Consider the following 22,549-nt stretch of genomic DNA (forward strand, 5'->3'; position numbering starts at 1 on the left):
GCGTGCTCTGATTGAAGGAGATTCGCCGTGCCCACCGAAACCCGCAAGCTACGCCGCCGCTGCGCCAACGCGCTGCGCTTCCTGGCCATCGACGCCGTCCAGCAGGCCAACTCGGGTCACCCGGGGATGCCGATGGGAATGGCCGACATCGCCGAAGTCCTCTGGCGCTACCATCTCAAACACAATCCGGCCAACCCTAGCTGGGCCGACCGTGACCGCTTCGTGCTCTCCAACGGACACGGCTCGATGTTGCTCTACGGCCTCTTGCATCTCAGTGGCTACGATCTGCCGATCGACGAGCTCAAGCGCTTTCGGCAGCTGCATTCAAGAACCCCGGGACACCCCGAGGTCGCTCTGACGCCCGGCGTCGAAACCACCACCGGACCGCTCGGCCAGGGCCTCGCCGGCGCCGTCGGAATGGCCCTGGCCGAGCGTCTGCTGGCCGAGACCTTCAACCGCGACGGCCACCAGGTCGTCGACCATTTCACCTACGCCTTCATCGGCGACGGTTGTTTGATGGAAGGCGTTTCGCACGAGGCGTGCTCGCTGGCCGGCAGGTTGTCGCTGGCCAAGTTGATCGTCTTCTACGACGACAACGACATTTCGATCGACGGGCACGTGCAGCCGTGGTTTGCCGACGACACGCCGAAGCGATTCGAGGCCTACGGCTGGCGCGTCGTCGCCAACTGCGACGGTCACGACGCCGACGCCATCGAGGCCGCCATCCGTATCGCCAGGACGCAGACCGGGCGGCCGACGCTGATCTGCTGCAAGACCATGATCGGCTTCGGTTCGCCCAACAAGGGTGGTACGCACGAGGTGCACGGCGCCCCCCTCGGCGACAGCGAAATCGCCAATACGCGGCGCCAGCTCGACTGGCCGTTCGCGCCTTTCGAAATCCCTGCCGACGTTCGCGCCGGCTGGGACGCGCGCGCCACGGGGGCCGCCGCCGAGAAGCGCTGGGCGGCGAGGTTCGCTGCCTATCGCGTCGCCTACCCCGAACTGGCCGCCGACTTCGAGCGGCGGCTGCGCGGTGAGCTGCCCGCCGACTGGTCGCAGCGCGTCAACGCGCTGCTTGCGCAGCTGGCGACGCAGAGCGCTGCCGTGGCCACCCGCAAGGCTTCGCAGAACGTCATCGAAGCGCTCGCCCCGGCGCTACCCGAGCTACTCGGCGGCTCGGCCGACCTGACCGGCTCCAATCTCACCAACTGGAGCGGCACGCGGCCGGCCAACCGCGAAGCCGGCGGTAACTACGTCAATTACGGCGTCCGTGAGTTCGGCATGACGGCGATCGCCAACGGCATCGCGCTGCACGGCGGCTTCATTCCCTATACCGCGACTTTCCTGGTCTTCTCCGACTACGCGCGCAACGCCATCCGCCTCGCCGCGCTGATGAAGCTGCGGCAGTTACTGGTCTATACGCACGATTCGATCGGCCTCGGTGAAGACGGCCCGACGCACCAGCCGATCGAGCACGCGGCTTCCCTGCGCCTGATCCCCGGGCTGGATGTATGGCGTCCGGCCGACGCACTCGAGACCGCCGTCGCCTGGAGCGAAGCGCTCGAACGCCACGACGGCCCCTCGTGCTTCCTGCTGTCGCGGCAGAACCTGCCGGCGCTGGCGCGTAGCGCCGAGCAGATCGCGGCAATCAAGCGCGGCGGCTACGTCTTGCGCGAGCCGGCTGGCGGCAAAGCCAGCGCGCAACTCGTGCTGCTCGCGACCGGCTCCGAACTGAGCCTGGCGGTCGACGCGCAGGCCGCTCTCGCCAGCGAAGGCATCGCCGCCCGCGTCGTCTCGATGCCGTGCACGCGCCGCTTCGACTTACAGCCGCTCGCCTATCGACACGCCGTGCTGCCGCCGGGTGTACCGCTGGTCGCTGTCGAAGCCGCGCATCCCGACCTGTGGTGGAAGTACGTCGGCGGCACCGGCGCGGTCGTCGGCATCGACCGCTTTGGCGAATCGGCACCGGCGCCGGTGCTCTACGAGTTCTTCGCGATCAACGTCGCGGCCATTGTCGCCGCGGCGCGTCGGCTGCTCGGCTCGTCAGCGCCGCCGCCGGCGAAGAAGCGCCCACCGGCCGGCGCGGCCAAGGCCGCCGGCTGATCGCAACCGCCGCGCTGCCGCGGGTGTCGCAGCGGCGCTCGCCGAGGGCTAGCGGGCGCTGCGCGAGCCGCTCAGCGCGGTCAGCACGCCGAGCCCGATCAGCACCGCTGCGCTGAGATAGCGGCCGGCGCCGCGCGCGCCCTTGCGGTGTTTCAGTAGCGGCCAGAGCGCGCTCGCGGAGAGCACGTAAAGGCTGTCGGTAATCACCGCGATCAGTACGAACAGCGAGCCGAACAGCGCGCTCTGCGCCAGCGGCGAAGCCGCGGCGTCGATGAACTGCGGCAGAAACGCGGCAAAAAACAACGCCGTCTTGGGATTGAGCAGCGCAACGACAAAACCGTCGCGAAAGATCGGCAACAACTCGGCTTTGCCAAAAGCGCTCTCCGCCAGCGGCGATCGGCCGCCGCCCAGCGCCCGGATTCCCAGATACACGAGGTAAGCGGCGCCCGCGTATTTGACGATCGTGAACGCCAGCGAAGAGAGAGCCAGCAGCGCCGCCAGACCGATCGCGGCAGCGAGCGCGTTGGCCAGGTTGCCGATAGCCACGCCGGCGACCGACGCAAGACCGGCGAGCCGACCCTGCGCCAGTGTCCGCGCCAGAATATAGAGCACCCCCGGCCCCGGCGTCGCCGCCAGTACCAGACTGGCCACCAGAAAGGCGGCTAGCGAGGGGTCGCTGAACAGGGTTTGGTCCACTGCACCTCCGGAAATCACTACAGGCGTGTCGCTTGTCGACAATCAACCGGAATTATGGAGCAGCCATCCAGCTTCTGCGGCCAATCTCGACCTGGTTCGCGCCGGTCTACTCGACGACTGGCGGTGGCTGCTCGACGTCGGCGTGCAGCTCAATCGTCACTAGCTGCTGTACCCCAAGCCACGGCCGAAAGTCGGCTACCAGCGCTGCGGCTGGCATGGGCACCCGGTTTTCCCGGCGCGGCTCGCTCTCGACCGCGTTTCCCCCGCGCCAGGTCGTCATTGCGAACGGAGTGAAGCAATCCAGGGGTTTGCAGCGGCGGAGCCAGTGCGGTCATTGGAGCGGACTGCTGGACTGCCGCGTCGCTACGCTCCTCGCAGTGACGGTGCTCAACGGTGTGTCGGGAAGCATTGGCCAGGCGGCTTTTGCGAACGCGGTGAAAATCAGTCGACGCCACCGGGTCGTCGTAGCGAACGGAGTGAAGCAATCCAGTGGAGCAACTGTCCATCACCCGGGGGCAAAACGTGTTTTCTTGTGAGCCTCCCAACCGCGCGCGCGGGCCAGGCGCTCTCAAAAAAACAAGGACTTACATTTCTGTTTCTTAGGAGCAAACAACCGCGACCGTAATAAACAGGACAGCACGAGCCTTATCTCGTGAGGGCCATCCGATATTTTTATATACAAATATATTGGCAAGAGACAGTAGCCTCACTACGATACGTAACACTCGTTGCGTAAGTGGTTAATCGTCTCACTTCACGCCACGGTTTTTGCTGTTTGAATGTTTACGCAAGTTGATGGCGCCAGTGCGGGTCGGGCCAGAATCTGCAAACTGAGACGAAAGATTTTTCGCGCCTCGACTACAGTTGAACGCGCTGGATCGTGCCGGGGATAGATATGAGTGGGGAGCATGTATTGAACGACACCGACGCATTCGGAAAGCTCGAACACGAAGACGATGGAAGCGTGCGTCAGTGGCATTTGCTGATTGATCACATGATCGACGTGGCGGCCTGCTTTCATCGTCTGGCACACTGTCGTTCGATTCGGCGCGCCATGGAAAAGACTTCCGGACGCCAACTTACCGAGCAGGATATTGCACGCCTCAGCGTGCTGGCTTTTCTGCACGACATCGGCAAGGCGAATAGCGGATTCCAGGCCAAGCGCTGGAAGACGGGGATACCGGTGGCTTGGCCGGTGAGAATCGTTGCGGGGCACGGCCGCGAGGCATGCAAGCTCTTCGAAGTGCCGACGGCTGCGGCAGCGATAGAGCCGCTGATCGAGCAAATCTGCAGCTGGGGCGCGGCCTGTGATTCACTACTGAGTGCCAGCATCAGCCACCACGGGCGACCGATAAAGGACACTCTCTGCAGCAGCGTGACGATCTGGAAAACACAAGCCGGAGCATACGATCCTGCGGCAGTGTTGAAAACCATAGCCGACTGCGGCTTGACTCTTTATCCTCCGGCCTTCCAGCCTGGCGGTGAGTGCTTGCCGGAAAAACCAGAATTTGGCCATTTGTTCGCCGGTCTCGTCCAACTGGCTGACTGGCTGGGATCGGACACCCGCTTCTTTGAGTTTTCCGATCCCGGCGAGGCCAGGGCGGCAAGAGCTCCTGGACTCGCCGATCGGGCCATTGCCACCCTCGGCCTGGACGCCGAAGACTGGCGCGACCGACTCATCGCGACCGAGCCGGACTTTGCCAGCACCTTTGGCGGATTCCCACCACACCCCATCCAGGCCGCCATGGCCGCCGACAGCCTCGGGCCGCTGGTGATCCTTGAATCGGAAACCGGCAGCGGCAAGACCGAGGCCGCTCTCTGGCGCTATCTGCAGCTTTTTCGCGCCGGAGAAGTCGATAGCCTCTACTTTGCCTTGCCGACACGAGTCGCCGCTAGCCAACTCTACCAGCGGGTGCAGGACACGCTGAAGCGCCTGTGGCCGGAGAATCCGCCCATGGCCCTGCGCGCCTTGCCTGGCTACGTCGCTGCCGATGGCGAAGAAGCTCAGGCGCTGCCCAATTTCAAGGTTCTGTGGTCCGACAACCCGGACGATCAGGCGGCCCCGCAACGTTGGGCGGGCGAAAACGCCAAGCGTTTTCTCGCTGCCCCAATCGCCGTCGGCACCATCGACCAGGCACTACTCGGCGCCCTGCAAGTACCCCACGCCCACCTGCGCCACGCCACCCTCGCCCGCAGCCTCTTGGTGGTCGACGAAGTGCACGCTTCCGATGCCTACATGACTGTCCTGCTCCGACAGTTGCTGAAGGCGCACCTGAACTGCGGCGGCCATGCCGTGTTGCTCTCCGCGACGCTGGGCTCCAGCGCTCGCAGCCGTTACCTGGCGCTGACGCCGCAAGGCCGAAGCTCTTCGCCGCCCCCAGCGATGCCCTTCGACATCGCCTGCCAGGTGCCCTATCCGGCGATTTCCGACAGGAGCAGCCTGCGCGCGGTAGCGGGAACGGGCCAGTCCAAGCGTGTGCTCTGGAGCACGCGCGACATCATCGATTCCCCCGAGCAAATTGCTGACCTGGCGTTGGCGGCTGCCGTTCAGGGAGCCAAGGTGCTGATCGTTCGCAACACCGTACCCGCCGCGATCGCCACCCTCGCGGCGCTCGAAGCCAGGGTGCCCGAGCGGGCGTGGCTGTTTCAGGTGAAAGGGGTGGTCACGCTACATCACAGTCGCTTCAGCCGCCAGGACAGGCCGTTGCTCGACGCCGCCATCGAAGAACGCCTGGGCAAGAAGCGGTCAAGCGGCGCCTTGATCGTCGTCGGCACCCAGACGCTCGAACAGAGCCTCGATATCGACGCCGATTTCCTGATCACCGACCTGTGCCCGATGGACGTGCTATTGCAGCGCGTCGGTCGCCTGCATCGCCACGCCAACGAGCGTCCGGAGGCTTACCGGATCGCGCAGGTCTCGGTCCTGACGCCGCTTGGGGATGACCTGACGCCACTCTTGATCCGCGCGAAAAATGGACTCGGGCGCCATCGGAACGGCGGCGGCGTCTATGACGACCTGCGCATCGTCGAAGCGACGCGTCGCCTGCTCGCCGAGACGCCGGAAGCGCGCATACCCGACGACAACCGCTTCCTCGTGGAAGCGGCGACACATCCAGCGCGACTTGAAGCCTTGCAGACCGAACTCGGTGAGGCGTGGCAAAGCCTGGCCGCGAAGCTCGAAGGAGATGTCAGCGCGGAAAAAACGATCGGTCATCTGCATATGCTGGACGTGGAACAAGAATTTGGCGAACAGGAGTTCCCCACTGGCGTTCAAGTGGGTACCCGGCTCGGCGCGCAGGACAGAGTGGTGCACTTCGACCCGGAACAAACCGGCCCCTTTGGCGAACCGCTCAAGACCCTTCCCATCCGATACCACCTGCTGCCCAGGGACTTGTCACCCGATGCCGAACCCACCGCAGTCACGCACCCGGAAGAGGGCACCAGTTTTCGCTTGGGCGAAGCACTCTTTCGCTATAGCCGCCTGGGGCTGGAACGTCTCAAGGACCAATAACCCGTTGCCGGAGATTCGCCGTGACGCTGCTCTACAACCTGCTCGATGAACCCCTGATCCGAACCCGGCTGGTTGCTGACGGCAAGCCCCGGTCTTTCAGCCTGCCCGGCTTGTTCGTTGCGCTGGGGCACGACGCCGTAAGAGACTTCCCCGCTCTGCGCCCTCATCAACGCCATCCTTGGCATGCCTTTCTCGTGCAACTGGCGGCGATCGCCCTGCATCGTGCTGGACGAAGCGAGTTTTTCGATAGCGAGGCGACCTGGAAACAGGCTCTCCTGGATCTCACGCCCGAACACCCGGATGGTGCGGCCTGGTGCCTGATTGCGCCGCACGACCGACCGGCGTTCATGCAGGCGCCGGTGCCGGGCGGGCGAATCGATGGCTGGAGAACCGCCTTTCGCGCCGCTGACGAGCTGGACATGCTGGTGACCTCGAAGAATCACGATCTGAAGGCGGCTCGAATGCGTTGCGCCGAAGCGGACGATTGGATAATGGCCTTGATCAGTTTGCAAACTCAGGAAGGCTATGGCGGTCGAGACAACTGGGGAATTTCTCGGATGGCTGGTGGTTTTGGATGCCGTATTGCGCTGGGCGCCGTGGCCAAGGGGAATGCAGGGCGTCGCTGGCGACGGGATCTGTCGATAGTCAGGGATGCACGCGACTCGATTGTCGAAACACTCAGTTTGCGTGAAGCGGGTGGCCATGAACTGTTGTGGCTTCCTCCCTGGGATGGGACACGATCACTGGCATTTTCAAGCCTTGATCCCTTCTATATTGAGATCTGTAGACTCGTGAGGCTGGTCTTGTCTGGTACAGGCGAGCTATTAGCCAGAGCAAATTCGAGCAAGCAAAGCCGAATCGGTGAACACCTACCGAGGGGAGCAACAGGCGACGCCTGGACGCCGATCAATGCCGTGAGTGGAGAGGCGCTCAGAATTCGTGGAAACGGATTCCACTACCAATTGGCATCGGCACTTCTTTTTGGTGTGCCATATCGCAAGGAGGTGTACAAGCAGCCATTGGCAATGACATTGCACGAGTCCGATGGGGCCACAGGGGTTTCTGCCTTAATGCAGGCAATATCTCGCGGTGGGCCCATGGGAAACAAGAGCGTCACCGAGGGGTATCACGAGCGCCATGTTCCGCTATCTCGAACTGTTCGGAATCTTATTTTGCGCAGGCAGACTGATGTGTTGGCCAAGGTTGCAGGTGAACGGATCGCCGCTATTGCGGAGTTGCGTCGTGTGCTATGGATTGCAATCAGCACTCTCTTTAACCAAGGGGCGGATAAGGATTTTGCAGATGGGGTTAAGGACAAGGCAAGCCAACGGGCGCACCTGTTTGAGCAAGCCGAAGACGCCCGTTTTTTCATCGCCCTGAACGAAGAAATAGAGTCCGAACAACCCGATGACGAGCGCTTGCAATGGCTGTTGTCGATGAAGGACGCTGCCGAAGCCGTGCTGAGGCATGCATTTACCGCCGGGCCGCAATGCGGCGAGCAGCGTTACCGCGCTCAGGCCGCGGCTCTATCCCGATTCCACAGTGATTTGCGAAACTCCAAGACGCTACCAGACCTGGCCAACCACCTTCGCCAACGATCCATTGACAAGGAACTCCCATGAGCGCCCATGATGCCGACCCGGCGGACCAGCCACCGCCTGCTGAAAACCTATCAGTAAAGCGGGAAAGTCCGATTTTCAGGCTGGCGAGAATCATCACCCAAGCGGCCCGCTTCAAGGGCGATGTGCATGGTCTGGACAACGGCGAGCACGCCGCCTTGGCGCGCCTCGACCCGGACTCCGAGTTTCGCCCGCATCAAATTGCCGCGCTGTCGCGAGCCCTGGTCTATGCCGACCTCGCACCAGAAAACTGGCAAGTGGACACATGGCGGCGTTGGGCAATGATTGCCCATGGCATGGCATTGGCTGGCCACGATAGCAGTCGGCGCTTGGGCCAGCAACTCAGCGCGGCGGGTGTTTCCGAGTCGCGAGTGACCAAGTTGCTGACCGCTCGTGGCGATGCTTTCAGGCAACTCGTTCCGCGTTTGCTGCGACTGCTGGCCAGCAAGGAAGGGCAGGCACCCAACTGGTTTGATCTCGGTGGTCTGATCCTCAACCAGGGCCGCGATGAGCAAGCTGCCGAAACCATACGCCTGCGAATCGCCGGCAGTTTCTTCTCTGCTGAAGCCAAGAAACCAAAACACTGATTCACTCACTGGAGCCTGACGATGTCCATCCCGCGTTTCATACAGATTCACACTCTGCACACTTACCCGGCCGCATTGCTCAATCGTGACGATGCAGGGCTTGCCAAGCGATTGCCATTGGGTAACGCCGTCCGTACCCGGATCTCCTCGCAGTGCCTGAAGCGGCACTGGCGGGTCACGGAAGACCAATTTTCCCTAAAGCACCTTGGTGTGCCTATGGCAGCTCGTTCCAGGATCTTTGTCGATAAGATCCAAGAAATGCTAGTGGCGAGCGGAATAGCGCTGCCTGTTGCTGAAATGCTTTCGTCCTCACTGAAAAATGCTTTTAGCAAGGGTGTCGACAAACTGATAAAAGAAGCCAAGAAAAAACAAACCACAAGGAAGTCGAAGAAAGCGGGAAGTGATGATGAGCAAGATGAGATAAGTGACGAAGCCGATGGAACCGGAGAAAATGGCAAGGGGCAAGCCATTCTTCTCGGATTGTCTGAATACGAGTACTTGAAATCGTTGTGCCTCGACGTCGGCTCTTCGGCCACTGATGCAACAACCGCCAAACTGCTTCTTCTTGAGCGCCTGAAGTCAGAGAGATCCAATATCGAAAATATTCCTTTAGGCTGCGGCTTAGAGGCGGCCTTGTTTGGTCGTATGGTAACCTCAGACTTGCTGGCTAGTCGCGACGCTGCGGTCTACGTGGCCCACGCCTTCACGGTTCATCAGGCGCAGGTAGAAAGTGACTATTTCACGGTGGTGGACGATCTTCTGCAGATGGGGTCGGCTGGCATCTTCGACACCGAACTCGCCTCCGGCCTTTACTACGGCTATGTCGTGGTCGATGTGCCGCAGCTTGTCCAGAACCTGGAGGGCGAGGACTTCAAGGATTGCTTTGCATCCGGTACCCCAGCCGAGCGTCGCGTTCTGGCCGGGCGGGTCGTACAGCACCTGCTGCACTTGATCGCCACCGTCAGCCCGGGCGCCAAACGCGGTTCCACCGCGCCTTTCGACTGGGCCAAGTTCATGTTGATTGAAGCCGGCGATTGGCAACCTCGCAGCCTGGCCGGCGCCTTCCACGATGCCCTGCCGCTCGATGGCAAGGAGGGCACGATTCGCCAGCGGACGGTCAATCGGCTGACCAGGGAAATCGCCGCCATGGACGACGCTTATGGGGCGCCTCTGTCGCGGCGTTTTCTTGCCGTTGACCCGGAGGTCGAAGTCCCCGGCGCCGAGCGGCTGAACCTTGGCCGTCTGGCGGATTGGGCAAAGGAAATCATCGAAAAAGGGGCGTGCTGAAATGCCTCGCCATCTCTTGATGCGACTGGAGGCACCGCTGATGGCCTTTGGCGGCGAGACCATCGACAATTACGGCGTGATTCGCGACTTTCCCGCGCTGTCCATGGTCACGGGTCTGTTGGCAAACGCCCTGGGCTACCGGCGGGAAGAAAGCGAATTGCACGATCGTTTGCAGGCCCGTCTGTTGGTGGGCGCGCGGTTGGATGGTGACGTGCAGCGGCTAACCGATTTTCAGACCGCGCAACTAAGCAAGGATGACAAGGGCTGGACCACCTGGGGAATTGCCGAGGAACGTCGTGGAGGTGCAGATTCCTACAAGTCGCCCCATCTGCGTTACCGCGACTACCACGCCAGCCTGAATGTCCTCGTCGCCTTGCGCCTTGAGTCGGCTGCCGAAGCCCCGATGCTTGATGATCTGGCGCGGGTCCTCGATCATCCTGCCCGCCCGCTTTTCATTGGTCGCAAGAGCTGCCTGCCTAGTCGACGCCTCTTCGCCGGCTGGCACGAAGCCGACAGCATCCTCGTCGCCCTGCAGACGGCACAGTTACCCGAAAAGGCCCGGCACCTGCGCGTGCAGTGGCCGGACGGCGAGGGCACGCTGGCAGGAGATCGTTCTCTGGACCTGTGCGACGAGCGCAACTGGAGGAGTGGCGTGCACGGCGGTTGGCGGCCTGTGCGCGAAGGCCACTTCGTCTTGCCGGGATCGCCAACATGAGCTTTCAGCTATTGCGTTTGCAACCGGACCCCATGGCCTTGGCTCCGTGGGCGACTCGCCATCGACTGCTGTCGCCGGATGGCGATTACGGCTACGCCTTGCATGCCTTGCTCAGTGCCGCGTTTGGCGATCTGGCGCCGAAGCCCTTCCATTATCTGGGGGGACAACAAGGGCTGCTGGCTTATACCTCGGTTGACGTCGAGACGCTGCGCCTGAATGCCAGCCTCGCACCGCCGGGCGTGGCTCGGGCTCTTGGCCTGGATTATCTGGACGCCCGCTCGTTTCCGACCGCCTGGCGGGCAGGGCAGCGTCTGGGTTTCGAGGCGCGGCTGCGTCCGGTGGTGCGCAGCAAGGACGGGCGAGAGCGGGATGCCTATCTGCATGCCGTGGAGGGTACGGCCGACACCGGGAAGGCCGCTGAAAACGGCAGCATTGTCCGGCGCACCGCGATTTACGCCGACTGGCTGGCGCAGCAGTTTGCCGTCGATGGTGCGGCGCAGATTGCCGAAGTGCAGCTCGACTCCTTCCGGCTTACACGCGTTCTGCGCAAAGCGGGTAGTGACGACAACGGCAAGCGGAAGACGACCAACATCGCCGGGCCGGATGTTGTTTTCAAAGGCCAGTTGCAGGTGGGAGACGCGCCAGCCTTCAACCGTTTACTGGAGCGAGGAATTGGCCGGCACCGGGCTTTCGGCTTTGGCATGTTGCTGCTCAGGCCGGCCGCGTCATGCTGAAGGGACGACTCGGGCTGGAAACCGCCCGTGTCCCGCATGCCGACCGGCACGGGCTGATCTGGCTGGAGCGCGGCGAACTCTGCGTCATCGACGGTTGCCTGCATTTCATGGCCGGCAAGGACTCGCTGACTCCCTACATCCTGCAGGTGCCGCATCAGGCCGTATCGATGATTCTGCTCGGGCCGGGAAGTAGCGTCACCCACGACGCGCTACGCCTGCTCGCGCGCCATGGAACACTGATGGCCGCAGTCGGACAGGATGGGGTACGAACCTACACCGCGCCGCCATTGTTGCCTGACCGCTCGGATGTCGCCAGGCGTCAGGCTGAACTCTGGGGAAACCCGCGTCGGCGCATCAGCGTCGCCCGGCACATGTATGCCCTGCGTCTGGGCGAAGTCCTGCCGCACCGCGACCTGGATACCTTGCGAGGAATCGAAGGCGCCAGGGTCAAGGCGATCTATCGCCTGATGGCGGAAAAATACGGCATTCCCTGGGAAGGCCGGCGCTACGACCGGAGCAATCCCGGAGCGGCGGACATGCCGAATCAAGGCATCAATCATGCGGCCACCGCTGTGCAGGGAGCGGCGGCGATCGCCGTACAGGCACTGGCAGCGATTCCGCAACTCGGGTTCATCCATGAGGATTCGGGGCAGGCCTTCGTGCTCGACATTGCCGACCTCTTCAGGGAGACGGTGACCCTGCAAATCGCCTTTACGGCGGCGAAGAAAGCCATCAATGGTGACGACACCGCCATCGATCGCCTGGTCCGCCGCGAAGCGTCCACTGTGTTCCGCAAACAGGATGTCATCGCCAGCATGATCGACAAGGTCAAGTTGGTGCTACGGACGGAGGAAAACGATGGCGCTGGTAGTCATAGTGACGCGTGATGTCGCCTATCGATACCGAGGCTTCCTGGCGTCGGTCATGCTGGAGGTCACGCCAACCGTTTACATCTCGCCGCGTATGAGTCCAGCAGTCAGGGGACGCGTCTGGGCGACTTTGTCGGACTGGTATTCGGCAGAGCCGCAAGGCAGCGTAGTCGTCGTATGGCGTGATCTGAATGAAACCGGCGGCGTTGGCATCAAGACACTCGGGGAGCCGCCAAGGGAGTTGGTCGAGCTTGACGGCCTGTGGCTGGTCAGACGTATGGTATAAAGCGCTCTTTAACAAGATGAATTGGTATTGACGTTTTCTCTTTTGGATCATGGGGCTATCTACAAGAGTTTCCCCCGCGCCAGCGGGGATAGGCCCGTTGCCGCAGAAGGCCCGCCAGAGAATGACGAGTTTCCCCCGCGCCAGCGGGGATAGGCCCATGCTCATGCGCTTCATCTCATCGCTCTCGAAGTTTCCCCCGCGCCAGCGGGGATAGGCCCTCCATCGCGATGGTCAGGATTCGAAGAGACACGTTTCCCCCGCGCCAGCGGGGATAGGCCCCGAGCCGTCTGGCTGCAGTTCTGGCTGATTGAGTTTCCCCCGCGCCAGCGGGGATAGGCCCTCGACAGATAGCGGCAGGAACTTCGCCAGTCGGGTTTCCCCCGCGCCAGCGGGGATAGGCCCTTGGAACCGATGGCCGCCGCCGCCGCCTTCTGGTTTCCCCCGCGCCAGCGGGGATAGGCCCTCACGCGCCAGCAATGGACCCTGCCCGCATCCGTTTCCCCCGCGCCAGCGGGGATAGGCCCTTGGCATCGCGTTCGTTGAGGTTGTCGGCGAAGTTTCCCCCGCGCCAGCGGGGATAGGCCCTTGAGTTTGTGATGTCAGGCAGGACTGCGGGTGTTTCCCCCGCGCCAGCGGGGATAGGCCCGCTTCCCGTCCGCCGCTATAGTCCCATGCGGTGTTTCCCCCGCGCCAGCGGGGATAGGCCCCCGGTAAGCGCGGCAACAACAGCGCGCCGAGTGTTTCCCCCGCGCCAGCGGGGATAGGCCCGAAGCTCGGCCTTGACCCGCGCCAGGGAAATCGTTTCCCCCGCGCCAGCGGGGATAGGCCCCAATCGAACATGACTTTCCCTTTCACCAAGGAGTTTCCCCCGCGCCAGCGGGGATAGGCCCGGACTACGGTACATGGGTGGGACAACAATGGGGTTTCCCCCGCGCCAGCGGGGATAGGCCCACGTTTAGACTTTTCATGACATTACCTCCTGAGTTTCCCCCGCGCCAGCGGGGATAGGCCCTGCGCTGCGGCTACGACGCAGCGAATTACCTCGTTTCCCCCGCGCCAGCGGGGATAGGCCCTTCTACCGATCCGCGTAGACCTGTTCGCGTAAGTTTCCCCCGCGCCAGCGGGGATAGGCCCCTGCTGTGTGTAGTGCAGTACCGGACGACCAAGTTTCCCCCGCGCCAGCGGGGATAGGCCCCAGAGACTCCAGGATGGAAACCAGACCCTGAAGTTTCCCCCGCGCCAGCGGGGATAGGCCTCATGAAGGCGACGCAAAGCAAGGGTGGGTATGGTTTCCCCCGCGCCAGCGGGGATAGGCCCATCTAGGAACGCAGCGGTGCCAAGGTCCGCTTGTTTCCCCCGCGCCAGCGGGGATAGGCCCGCAATGTCAAGCGCTGCGTGTGCGTCGAGCAGGTTTCCCCCGCGCCAGCGGGGATAGGCCGTGAACTGAGCGTGATAGAACGCGATGCTGCGGGTTTCCCCCGCGCCAGCGGGGATAGGCCCTGCTTGTCGCGATGATTATCGAGGATATGGCCGTTTCCCCCGCGCCAGCGGGGATAGGCCCGGTTGCCGAAGTCCGTGACTTCCTCGGCGGTGGTTTCCCCCGCGCCAGCGGGGATAGGCCCTCCTTGCCCCTTGCAACAAAGAATGGCTATGAGTTTCCCCCGCGCCAGCGGGGATAGGCCCAGGTCTGGAGCAATGGTTTGCGGATCAACGAGGTTTCCCCCGCGCCAGCGGGGATAGGCCCAGGTCTGGAGCAATGGTTTGCGGATCAACGAGGTTTCCCCCGCGCCAGCGGGGATAGGCCCGACAGGCAGATCGAGCGCATCTCGATTGAGATGTTTCCCCCGCGCCAGCGGGGATAGGCCCGCGGCAGGGCAAAGGTCCGTCGCCGTCTCAGTGTTTCCCCCGCGCCAGCGGGGATAGGCCCTGCTCGTCATCGCCGACGACGGCGCCGACTGTGTTTCCCCCGCGCCAGCGGGGATAGGCCCCGCCAAAGATCTGATCGACGCAGCCAATGACCGTTTCCCCCGCGCCAGCGGGGATAGGCCCTGTTACGCGATGCGTCAGGCATTCCGGATCGAGTTTCCCCCGCGCCAGCGGGGATAGGCCCGATCTTGACGCCCTGCGCAATCGCTCCCGCACGTTTCCCCCGCGCCAGCGGGGATAGGCCCTACGCGGTAGATGGTGGGCTGGTCGACCGAGCGTTTCCCCCGCGCCAGCGGGGATAGGCCCTTGGCATCGCGTTCGTTGAGGTTGTCGGCGAAGTTTCCCCCGCGCCAGCGGGGATAGGCCCACAAGAAGCGAGCACGCAACAGACGCATACCAGTTTCCCCCGCGCCAGCGGGGATAGGCCCGTAGGCGCCGTACCCTATCGCGCTCACGCCGTGTTTCCCCCGCGCCAGCGGGGATAGGCCCGCTCAACTTCCCCGCGCGCCACCCTGGCTCTAGTTTCCCCCGCGCCAGCGGGGATAGGCCCGGGTAGTGCAGCGCGGTGCGAGGGTGCAGGACGTTTCCCCCGCGCCAGCGGGGATAGGCCCGGATCGCCGGCAGTAACCGCAATCGCGCACATGTTTCCCCCGCGCCAGCGGGGATAGGCCCGAGCGAAGCGCCTTCAGCACGCGGTAATAGGTGTTTCCCCCGCGCCAGCGGGGATAGGCCCCAGGGATAACCCGCAGCGCATTCTTGTAGGCCGTTTCCCCCGCGCCAGCGGGGATAGGCCCGTTATCAAGCAGGTTCGGCACACCCATTGCCCGTTTCCCCCGCGCCAGCGGGGATAGGCCTTTTTTGCACCCACTTCAAAGACCTCGGATAAGGTTTCCCCCGCGCCAGCGGGGATAGGCCCAGCGACGAGCACATGTTGTGGCTGCTCGCCTCGTTTCCCCCGCGCCAGCGGGGATAGGCCCCGAAGGAATGGCTGCCTATGCCGTTCCTGAATGTTTCCCCCGCGCCAGCGGGGATAGGCCCGGCTCGGACACGTGGAGCCACCCGGCTATTTTGTTTCCCCCGCGCCAGCGGGGATAGGCCGTCGAGCCCGTTGATCCTCGGCCAATGCGCTGGGTTTCCCCCGCGCCAGCGGGGATAGGCCCCTGTCGTTCAGGACAACGGCCATTACCGACGCGTTTCCCCCGCGCCAGCGGGGATAGGCCCTTGCCGCTATCACTTGGGGGAAGCATGAAGATGTTTCCCCCGCGCCAGCGGGGATAGGCCCCTCGTCCGGGGCTCGTTCGGCTACAACTTCTCGTTTCCCCCGCGCCAGCGGGGATAGGCCCAAGCGGTGTTTGTGCGCGAGTACTTGATCGACGTTTCCCCCGCGCCAGCGGGGATAGGCCGCCACAGTAGGGTCGAACGTGTCGACATCCGGCGTTTCCCCCGCGCCAGCGGGGATCGGCCCAGCTTGGTTGTGCTGCTCGCCAGCAGTGCGCCGTTTCCCCCGCGCCAGCGGGGATAGGCCCCTGGCCGCTGACCTTGCGGCGATCGGTGTCTAGTTTCCCCCGCGCCAGCGGGGATAGGCCTTGACGCTCTCAGGAATTGACCCACTTTTGCTCACGAAACCGGACCCGCCTAGTCGTCATGGCTGTGCGCACGAAAATGCCGCGCACACAGCCATTCCCGAGCGTACTCGCCTCTACACGGCGTCAAGGGTACGCTGCGCCGGGCTGCAAAAACCGCAGCCCGCCCTTGACCCCGCTCCGAGGCGAAAACCTGGGTGTTGGCGCGCGCCAACGGTGGGTCAATTTCCGTGAGCGAAAAAGGGTCAGTTTTCGTGAGCGTTGAGGGGATAGGCCCCTCGACCGCAAGCGCAAGCCCGCCTGGCCAGTCGAATAGTTTCCCCCGCGCCAGCGGGGATAGGCCCCACTGGCGGCGAACTGATCGACCTGCCACCACGTTTCCCCCGCGCCAGCGGGGATAGGCCCTCGCGACCGGCTCGACGGAGACATCCCGAAGCGTTTCCCCCGCGCCAGCGGGGATAGGCCCGTGTCCAGGTCGCGCTGCTTCTCGGGGTCCTTGTTTCCCCCGCGCCCGCGGGGATAGGCCCTACCGCACCCCCTTTCAAGTGCTCGGTTTAGTGTTTCCCCCGCGCCAGCGGGGATAGGCCCGTTATTCGCGAAGTACGCCAGCGGGCCATTGTGTTTCCCCCGCGCCAGCGGGGATAGGCCCAGCCTTCAGAACGTCGATTTCATCCTCGCTGAGTTTCCCCCGCGCCAGCGGGGATAGGCCCCATAGCGGCCACTGCGACAGGGCAGAAGTCGTGTTTCCCCCGCGCCAGCGGGGATAGGCCCGGCTGCCAGACGCGCGGCCAGTTGGTGGCGTAGTTTCCCCCGCGCCAAGCGGGGATAGGCCCAGGGCGGAAACGCCGAGGCGATCATCCGCGAAGTTTCCCCCGCGCCAGCGGGGAGCTCGAGGGCTGGATACTCCAGGCACCCGAGGACGAGCGGAGCGGCACGGAGCTCGAGGACGCGGAGGCCCGGGAAGAACCCGAAGAGCGGCATCAGATCGAGGGGGGCGCAGCACGAGTCGTTGCGGTCTTCCTCGGTCAGCGGATCGATCAGGCCGATCGAGAGGTGGCGCAAGGAGGGGCGTGGGCCGGCGGCGCGGAGCGCGGCGATGAACGGCTCGAGGCACTCCGCGCCGCCCATGTCGAAGCGGCCCGCTTTCCATGACACCTTCGCCGGAGGGCGGTGCGTTGCCGCTGGAAGCGCAAAGGCTGCTCGCTTGATTCAGGCGAATGCTCGCTGTAAAGTAAGAATGTAATGCAATCCTTACTGGAGAACGAAATGCTCGCTGTTGCCAAGATCACTGCCAAGGGCCAGACCACCATCCCGCAGGACGTGCGCGTCGCACTGCATGTTGCGCCCGGGGATCTGATCGCCTGGGAAGTCGGCGCCGATGGAACGGCAACCGTCCGCCGCGTGCAACCGCTGGACATCGAGTACCTGCGCGCCGTCGAAGGGACTCTCTCCGAATGGTCGGGCAGCGCCGACGAGGAAGCCTATCGTGAGCTTTGAGCGTTTCACGGTGCTGCGCGTGCCCTTCCCCTTCACCGAACGCAACGCCAGCAAGAACCGCCCGGCGCTGGTGCTGTCCGACGCCGCCAGCTTCAACGCGCCGGCTGGTCATTCGGTGATGGCGATGATTACCTCGCAGGGCAACGCCCCGTGGCCACTCGACTGCCCGCTTGCCGATCTGAACGCCGCCGGCTTGCCGGCTCCCTCGCTGGTGCGCTTCAAGCTCTTTACGCTGGACCATCGCCTGGTGCGCGGCGAACTGGGCCGGCTGGCGCCGGCCGACGCGGCAAATGTGCGCACGGCCGTAGCGAAATTGCTGGAAGGAACGTCATGACCCGTGACAGACCATGAAAGGGAGCGCCAAGTGAACACAGCATTCATTCGTCGGGTAGCGATCCGCAATTACAAGAGTATTGCAGCTTGCCAGCTTGACCTGGAGCCGCTCACCTTTCTGGTCGGTCCCAACGGCGCCGGCAAAAGCAATTTTCTCGACGCCCTGCGCTTCGTTGCCGACTCCCTGAGAACCTCCCTGGATCATGCCTTGCGTGATCGGGGCACAATCAAGGAGGTGCGACGCCGCTCGGGCGGGCACCCCAAGCACTTCGCCCTGCGCCTTGATTTTGCATTGCCGGACGGCGGCGCCGGCCATTACAGCTTTCGCGTCGGCGCCAAGCCATCGAGGGCGCCGAGCCGCGGCACATCGATCCGGACGGGTTTGAGCGGCTCGCGGCCCGGACTATCGATTGGGCGGCGGGCAATTTGCAGAGAGATGAGCGAAGAGGGAAGACCTGTTTGAGCACCAGTGACGCCGCGAAGGAGCGTTTTCATGAACCAGATATTGAACCGTGAAGAAGAGTGGCTGGCGCGCTTCTGCGAAGCTCATCACATTCGCCGTCTGTCGCTGTTCGGCTCACAACTGAAGGGCACTGCCCGTCCGGACAGCGACGTCGACCTGCTGGTGGAATTCGACCCGGATCATGTCCCCGGTCTATTGAGTATTGCCGCAATGGAACTGACCCTATCAGAGATGCTCGGGGGGCGGAGGGTCGATTTACGCACCGCACAGGATCTCTCCCGCTATTTTCGTGACGAGGTGGTGCGCACGGCAGAGGTGCAGTATGTCGCCGGATGACCGCTGGCGCTTACAGCACATGATCGAGGCCGCCGAAAGCGCGCAGAACTTCGTTGCCGGTCGCCAGCGAGCCGATCTGAACCGGGATCGGATGCTTGTCTTCGCCATCGTACGTGCCATTGAAATCGTCGGCGAAGCGGCCAGCAAGATTTCCGAGGAAACGCGAAGCACGCATGGAGCGATTCCCTGGAAGGCGATCATCGGCATGCGTAACCGTCTGGTCCACGCCTATTTCGATATCGACGCGAGCGTCGTCTGGGCGACGGTAACGGAGGAGATCCCCGCCTTGCTGCGTCAACTGCAAGCGCTGGCCGCAAGCGATTAGAACAAACGGGAATTTGACATGGTCCATCACCAACTTTGAACGCGTCGGCAAGGCGCTGGAGCTTCTCAAGACCGGCCTGATGCCATTCATTGAGCAGGCGCGCGGCGAAAAGCGCAAATCGGTCGGCACAGCCATCGAGAGCGGTGTGACCGGCAGCCTCAATCTCTGGCGCGAAGTGGTGATGCCGCACGAGGACGTGGCCAGCGGCCGCTATCAGCAGGCCGAGTTCGCTGCCGACCTGTGGCAGGTGCATCTGGGCGAAGGCACGCCCGAATACAGGAACCCGGTCGAGTTTTTCCGCCGCACCTACCTCTCCGCGAGCTTGACCGAGATGCTGCTTGGCGCGGTCCGCCGTCTGACGGTCGGTGGCGGTGATTCGGTGGTGCAGCTACAGACCAATTTCGGCGGCGGCAAGACGCACTCGATGCTGGCCTTGTATCACCTCTTCTCGGGCATTGCGCCGACCGAGCTGGCCGGCATCGTTAACCCACCGGCGCCGAATGAGAGTCTGTGCCAGGCCGGCGCAGCCTACCGCCAGCAGATCGGGCGGTGATTGCCCGCTGCGGCGGCCCCAGCGGGGTGATCGGCACAGTGACTACTGGACTGCCGCGTCGCTACGCTCCTCGCAGTGACGGTGCTCCGGCCATCAAGGGGAAGATGAGCACGATGCCCTTGCGCTGGCGCCGATAGGTGACGCGGCACTCGCTCGCTACGCGTGCGCCCCGATCGCGAAACCCAGCGCCGTTGAGCACTGCCGCGCCCGTTTGTTGCCGCTCAGTCCGGCTTGATGTTCTGGTTCATCCGGAACAGATTGCTCGGGTCGTACTTCTTCTTGATCTGCTGCAGCCGTTGGTAGGTCGCGCCGTAGGCGAAGGCGATGCGCTCGCTCTCTTCCTGCGTCAGGAAGTTGATGTACGCACCGGTGCTGGCGAAGGGTTGTGCCTTGACGAAGAATTCGCGCGCCCAGGCGATGCAGCGCTGGTCGTCGGCGGCCGATTCCCAGCGGCCGTGCACGTTCATCACGTAGTTGGCGTCGCGGCTCGAATAGGCCATCGCCTCGGGGGCGACGCGGGTCGTCTGGCCGCCGATCGTGCCGATGAAGATTTCGCACTGCGGCGACGGCAGCGTGCCGGCGTATTCGACGATGGTGTCGATCGCGCCGTCGCTGAGTTGCGTGAAGTTGTGCGACTTCCAGTAGTTGCGCGCACCCGGCGTCAGGAGTGGATCGAAAGCCTGCTGCCAGGCGGCGTACGGCTGCACGCCGACGTGCTCGCCGAGGACCGTGCCGAAGTCGCGCAGCGGCGCGATCAGCTTCTCGCCGTCGGCGGGGTCGCCGGCATGGCACAGGGCGAGAACGACGATCTCCGTGCCGTGGACTTCGGCGGGCAGGAATGGCAGCGGCGGCGCCTTGCGGGTGACCATCCAGACGTTGAGTTCGTCGGGCATCGTCTCGGTGAAGCGGGCGAAGCGCGTCAGTACCGTCTTCGCTTGCTCGAACGGGAAGGCGATCAGCCCACTCAGCACGTTCGGCCCGACGGGATGGAGGTGGAACTCGAAGCGGCTGACGACGCCGAAGTTTCCGCCGCCACCACGCAGCCCCCAGAAGAGGTCGGCGTTTTCGCTTTCGCTGGCGTGCACCTGGCTGCCGTCGGCGGTGACGACGTCCGCGGCGACCAGGTTGTCGATGCTCATGCCGTGCTTGCGACTGAGCCAGCCGAAGCCGCCGCCGAGCGTCAGGCCGGCGACGCCGGTGGTTGAATTGATTCCCAGGGGCGTCGCCAGGCCGTGCGCCTGTGCCGCCGCGTCGAAGTCGGCGAGCGTGCAGCCAGGCTCGACAGTCGCCCGCCGGGTGGTCGCGTTCACCTCGACTTTTTTCATCGGCGAGAGATCGATCATCAGGCCGTCGTCGCAGACGGCGTTGCCGGCGATATTGTGCCCGCCGCCCCGGATCGAAACCAGCAGCTGCTGCTGGCGAGCGAAGTTGACCGCCTGGACGATCTGTTCAGACGACGTACAGCGGGCGATCAGTGCGGGTTTGCGGTCGATCACGGCGTTCCAGATCTGGCGCGCTTCGTCGTAGCCGCGATCACCCGGAAGTAGCACTTCCCCGGTGAACAGTGCTGTGAACTCGTCGATCTGTTTTTGGGCTAAGTGGCTCATGCTGGTCTCCTTGGTTTGCGCCTGACCTGGTCATTGGGGAGGCGTCTTGCTGCCCGGCATCGGCAGCATCGTCTTCCTCTCTCGGCGTCGTTGACTGCAACAGGAAAGCCTGCAGTCTGGCTGATGGACAGCGATACCATGGCGGTGTTCAGCAGCGAGCAAGTTTGATGGGCGGCGCGTGTTGCACGCGGTAGGGAAAATACGAGGCTACGGAGCGCCATCCTCTGACTTCTTCACGGCTGGCGCATCGCCAACGCCAGGAGAAAGAATTCTCGATTGCCGCGTCGGCTTTGCCTCCTCGCAATGACGGCTGTGGGGTGGCTGTGTGCCGCGTGTCGACCGAGACGCCCGAGCTCAGCGGCGAAAACGTTCCTCGGCGATGACGTCGGCGACCTCGCCGGTGGGGCGCTCTTCCTGCCGCGCGCGCTCGAAAATCTCCATCAGATTGTCGTAGATGCCATCGATGTGACGCACCAGGGCCGCGCGGTCGAAGCCGATACGTTCGTGATAGATGTCGATGATGCCGCCGGCGTTGATCACGTAGTCGGGAACGTACAGGATGCCACGGTTCATCAGGTCGACGCCGTGCCGTGTTTCGGCGAGCTGGTTGTTCGACGCACCGGCGACGACCTGCGCCTTGAGCTGCGGAATCGTCTTGTCGTTGAGCACCGCTCCGAGCGCACACGGCGCGAAGACGTCGACGTCCTGCGCGTAGATCTCATCGGCGGCGACGACCGTGGCCGCGAGTTCGTCGCGGGCGCGAAGGAGTTGCTGGGGGTGAATGTCGGCCACCCACAAGCTGGCTCCGGCGGCGTGCAGCTGGCACGCCAGGTCGAAGCCGACGTTACCGATTCCCTGCACGGCGACGCGTAGGCCGGCCAGTGAATCGCGCCCGAGCTTGTCCTTGACCGCGGCACGGATGCCGACAAAAACGCCGTAGGCGGTCGCTGGCGAGGGGTCACCGCTGCGCATGCCGATGTCGCTCGGCTTGTCCTCGATGCCGGCGATGTGTGGCGTGATCTGGCGCATCAACTTCATGTCGGCGACGCAGGTGCCGGAATCCTCGGCGGCAATGTAGCGGCCGTTGAGCCGGTCGATGGCGCGGGCCAGCGCCTGCAGCAGCTGCCGCGTCTTGTCGGTACGCGGATTGCCGATCACCACCGCCTTGCCGCCGCCGAGCTTGAGCCTGGCCATCGCCGACTTGTAGGTCATGCCGCGCGACAGCCGCAAGACGTCGCGCACCGCGTCTTCTTCGCTGGCGTAGGCCCACATCCGGCAGCCGCCGAGCGCTGGTCCGAGATTGGAGTTGTGCACGGCGATGATCGCCCGCAAACCGCTCTTTTCGTCGCTGCAGAAAACCACCTGTTCGTGGTCGGCGAAATCACTCAGTGAAAATACGGCCATCTCGGTCTCCTTTTGGGTTGTCAGGGGTGTGCCGCGCCGCTCGCCATCGCTCGTGGCGATGGCGGCGGAACAGTCACGGTTTTGCGGCTTTGGCTGCTAGCGGACCGGGCGTGGC

Annotated in this window: 17 protein-coding genes, 2 pseudogenes and 2 CRISPR repeat arrays; of the genes and pseudogenes, 16 read left to right on the forward strand and 3 right to left on the reverse strand. The window is 63.8% G+C overall.

What is annotated here, in order from left to right; all coding sequences use genetic code 11:
* The first annotated feature begins 27 nt into the window (after nt 1-27).
* Nucleotides 28-2,103 carry a transketolase gene (gene tkt / locus QZ656_RS12040; RefSeq protein WP_291993608.1) on the forward strand — a complete coding sequence of 692 codons (2,076 nt, stop codon included), beginning with the start codon at nt 28-30 and terminating at the stop codon, nt 2,101-2,103.
* A gap of 48 nt (nt 2,104-2,151) precedes the next feature.
* Here the strand turns inward: tkt and QZ656_RS12045 are convergent, their stop codons facing one another.
* A complete protein-coding gene (locus QZ656_RS12045; RefSeq protein WP_291993609.1) occupies nt 2,152-2,799 on the reverse strand; it encodes a LysE family translocator in 648 nt (215 codons plus the stop codon).
* 25 nt (nt 2,800-2,824) lie between these two features.
* On the opposite strand from QZ656_RS12045, the gene QZ656_RS12050 reads away from it, so the two are divergent.
* The 15 genes and pseudogenes from QZ656_RS12050 to QZ656_RS12120 all read left to right on the forward strand — a co-directional run.
* Nucleotides 2,825-2,962 carry a hypothetical protein gene (locus QZ656_RS12050; protein WP_291993610.1) on the forward strand — a complete coding sequence of 46 codons (138 nt, stop codon included), beginning with the start codon at nt 2,825-2,827 and terminating at the stop codon, nt 2,960-2,962.
* A 750-nt stretch (nt 2,963-3,712) separates the two neighbouring features.
* Nucleotides 3,713-6,310 carry a CRISPR-associated helicase Cas3' gene (gene cas3 / locus QZ656_RS12055; protein ID WP_366522154.1) on the forward strand — a complete coding sequence of 866 codons (2,598 nt, stop codon included), beginning with the start codon at nt 3,713-3,715 and terminating at the stop codon, nt 6,308-6,310.
* A 20-nt stretch (nt 6,311-6,330) separates the two neighbouring features.
* Nucleotides 6,331-7,932, forward strand: coding sequence for a type I-E CRISPR-associated protein Cse1/CasA (gene casA, locus QZ656_RS12060; RefSeq protein WP_291993612.1), 1,602 nt, complete (start codon nt 6,331-6,333; stop codon nt 7,930-7,932).
* Nucleotides 7,929-8,516, forward strand: coding sequence for a type I-E CRISPR-associated protein Cse2/CasB (gene casB, locus QZ656_RS12065; RefSeq protein ID WP_291993613.1), 588 nt, complete (start codon nt 7,929-7,931; stop codon nt 8,514-8,516). Before casA ends, casB begins: the two co-directional genes overlap by 4 nt.
* 21 nt (nt 8,517-8,537) lie before the next feature.
* Nucleotides 8,538-9,803, forward strand: coding sequence for a type I-E CRISPR-associated protein Cas7/Cse4/CasC (cas7e, locus tag QZ656_RS12070; RefSeq protein ID WP_291993614.1), 1,266 nt, complete (start codon nt 8,538-8,540; stop codon nt 9,801-9,803).
* A gap of 1 nt (nt 9,804) precedes the next feature.
* A complete protein-coding gene (gene cas5e / locus QZ656_RS12075) occupies nt 9,805-10,518 on the forward strand; it encodes a type I-E CRISPR-associated protein Cas5/CasD (protein ID WP_291993615.1) in 714 nt (237 codons plus the stop codon).
* A 32-nt stretch (nt 10,519-10,550) separates the two neighbouring features.
* Nucleotides 10,551-11,252 (forward strand): type I-E CRISPR-associated protein Cas6/Cse3/CasE, encoded by a 702-nt coding sequence (cas6e, locus tag QZ656_RS12080; protein WP_366522161.1) that lies wholly within the window; start codon nt 10,551-10,553, stop codon nt 11,250-11,252.
* Complete coding sequence (gene cas1e / locus QZ656_RS12085; RefSeq protein WP_291993617.1) at nt 11,246-12,139, forward strand: type I-E CRISPR-associated endonuclease Cas1e; 894 nt, start codon at nt 11,246-11,248, stop codon at nt 12,137-12,139. Before cas6e ends, cas1e begins: the two co-directional genes overlap by 7 nt.
* The gene (gene cas2e, locus QZ656_RS12090) at nt 12,111-12,407 is read left to right on the forward strand and encodes a type I-E CRISPR-associated endoribonuclease Cas2e (RefSeq protein ID WP_291993618.1); all 297 of its coding nucleotides are present in this window, start codon (nt 12,111-12,113) and stop codon (nt 12,405-12,407) included. The genes cas1e and cas2e overlap by 29 nt, the downstream gene beginning before the upstream one ends.
* 67 nt (nt 12,408-12,474) lie before the next feature.
* Nucleotides 12,475-15,920: a CRISPR direct-repeat array (repeat unit 29 nt; unit sequence GTTTCCCCCGCGCCAGCGGGGATAGGCCC).
* A 244-nt stretch (nt 15,921-16,164) separates the two neighbouring features.
* Nucleotides 16,165-16,811: direct repeats of the CRISPR family, unit length 29 nt; unit sequence GTTTCCCCCGCGCCAGCGGGGATAGGCCC.
* Between the two features lie 371 nt (nt 16,812-17,182).
* Nucleotides 17,183-17,413, forward strand: coding sequence for a type II toxin-antitoxin system PrlF family antitoxin (locus QZ656_RS12095; RefSeq protein ID WP_291993619.1), 231 nt, complete (start codon nt 17,183-17,185; stop codon nt 17,411-17,413).
* Nucleotides 17,403-17,747, forward strand: coding sequence for a type II toxin-antitoxin system PemK/MazF family toxin (locus tag QZ656_RS12100; RefSeq protein ID WP_291993620.1), 345 nt, complete (start codon nt 17,403-17,405; stop codon nt 17,745-17,747). Before QZ656_RS12095 ends, QZ656_RS12100 begins: the two co-directional genes overlap by 11 nt.
* Before the next feature lie 30 nt (nt 17,748-17,777).
* Nucleotides 17,778-18,083 (forward strand): annotated as a pseudogene (locus tag QZ656_RS12105) (AAA family ATPase); the annotation flags it as partial.
* Between the two features lie 156 nt (nt 18,084-18,239).
* Nucleotides 18,240-18,545: a nucleotidyltransferase domain-containing protein gene (locus QZ656_RS12110; RefSeq protein WP_291993621.1), complete on the forward strand. Its 306-nt coding sequence runs from the start codon at nt 18,240-18,242 to the stop codon at nt 18,543-18,545.
* 19 nt (nt 18,546-18,564) lie between these two features.
* The gene (locus tag QZ656_RS12115) at nt 18,565-18,870 is read left to right on the forward strand and encodes a DUF86 domain-containing protein (RefSeq protein WP_291993622.1); all 306 of its coding nucleotides are present in this window, start codon (nt 18,565-18,567) and stop codon (nt 18,868-18,870) included.
* A 37-nt stretch (nt 18,871-18,907) separates the two neighbouring features.
* Nucleotides 18,908-19,351: pseudogene (locus QZ656_RS12120) on the forward strand (AAA+ family ATPase); the annotation flags it as partial.
* Nucleotides 19,352-19,644: 293 nt separating this feature from the next.
* On the opposite strand, the gene QZ656_RS12125 reads toward QZ656_RS12120, so the two are convergent.
* Nucleotides 19,645-21,030 carry an FAD-binding oxidoreductase gene (locus QZ656_RS12125; protein ID WP_291993623.1) on the reverse strand — a complete coding sequence of 462 codons (1,386 nt, stop codon included), beginning with the start codon at nt 21,028-21,030 and terminating at the stop codon, nt 19,645-19,647.
* 354 nt (nt 21,031-21,384) lie between these two features.
* The gene (locus QZ656_RS12130; protein WP_291993624.1) at nt 21,385-22,434 is read right to left on the reverse strand and encodes a Glu/Leu/Phe/Val dehydrogenase; all 1,050 of its coding nucleotides are present in this window, start codon (nt 22,432-22,434) and stop codon (nt 21,385-21,387) included.
* Nucleotides 22,435-22,549: the final 115 nt, after the last annotated feature.

Source organism: Candidatus Accumulibacter sp. ACC003, assembly GCF_907163085.1.
Taxonomy (GTDB): Bacteria; Pseudomonadota; Gammaproteobacteria; order Burkholderiales; family Rhodocyclaceae; genus Accumulibacter.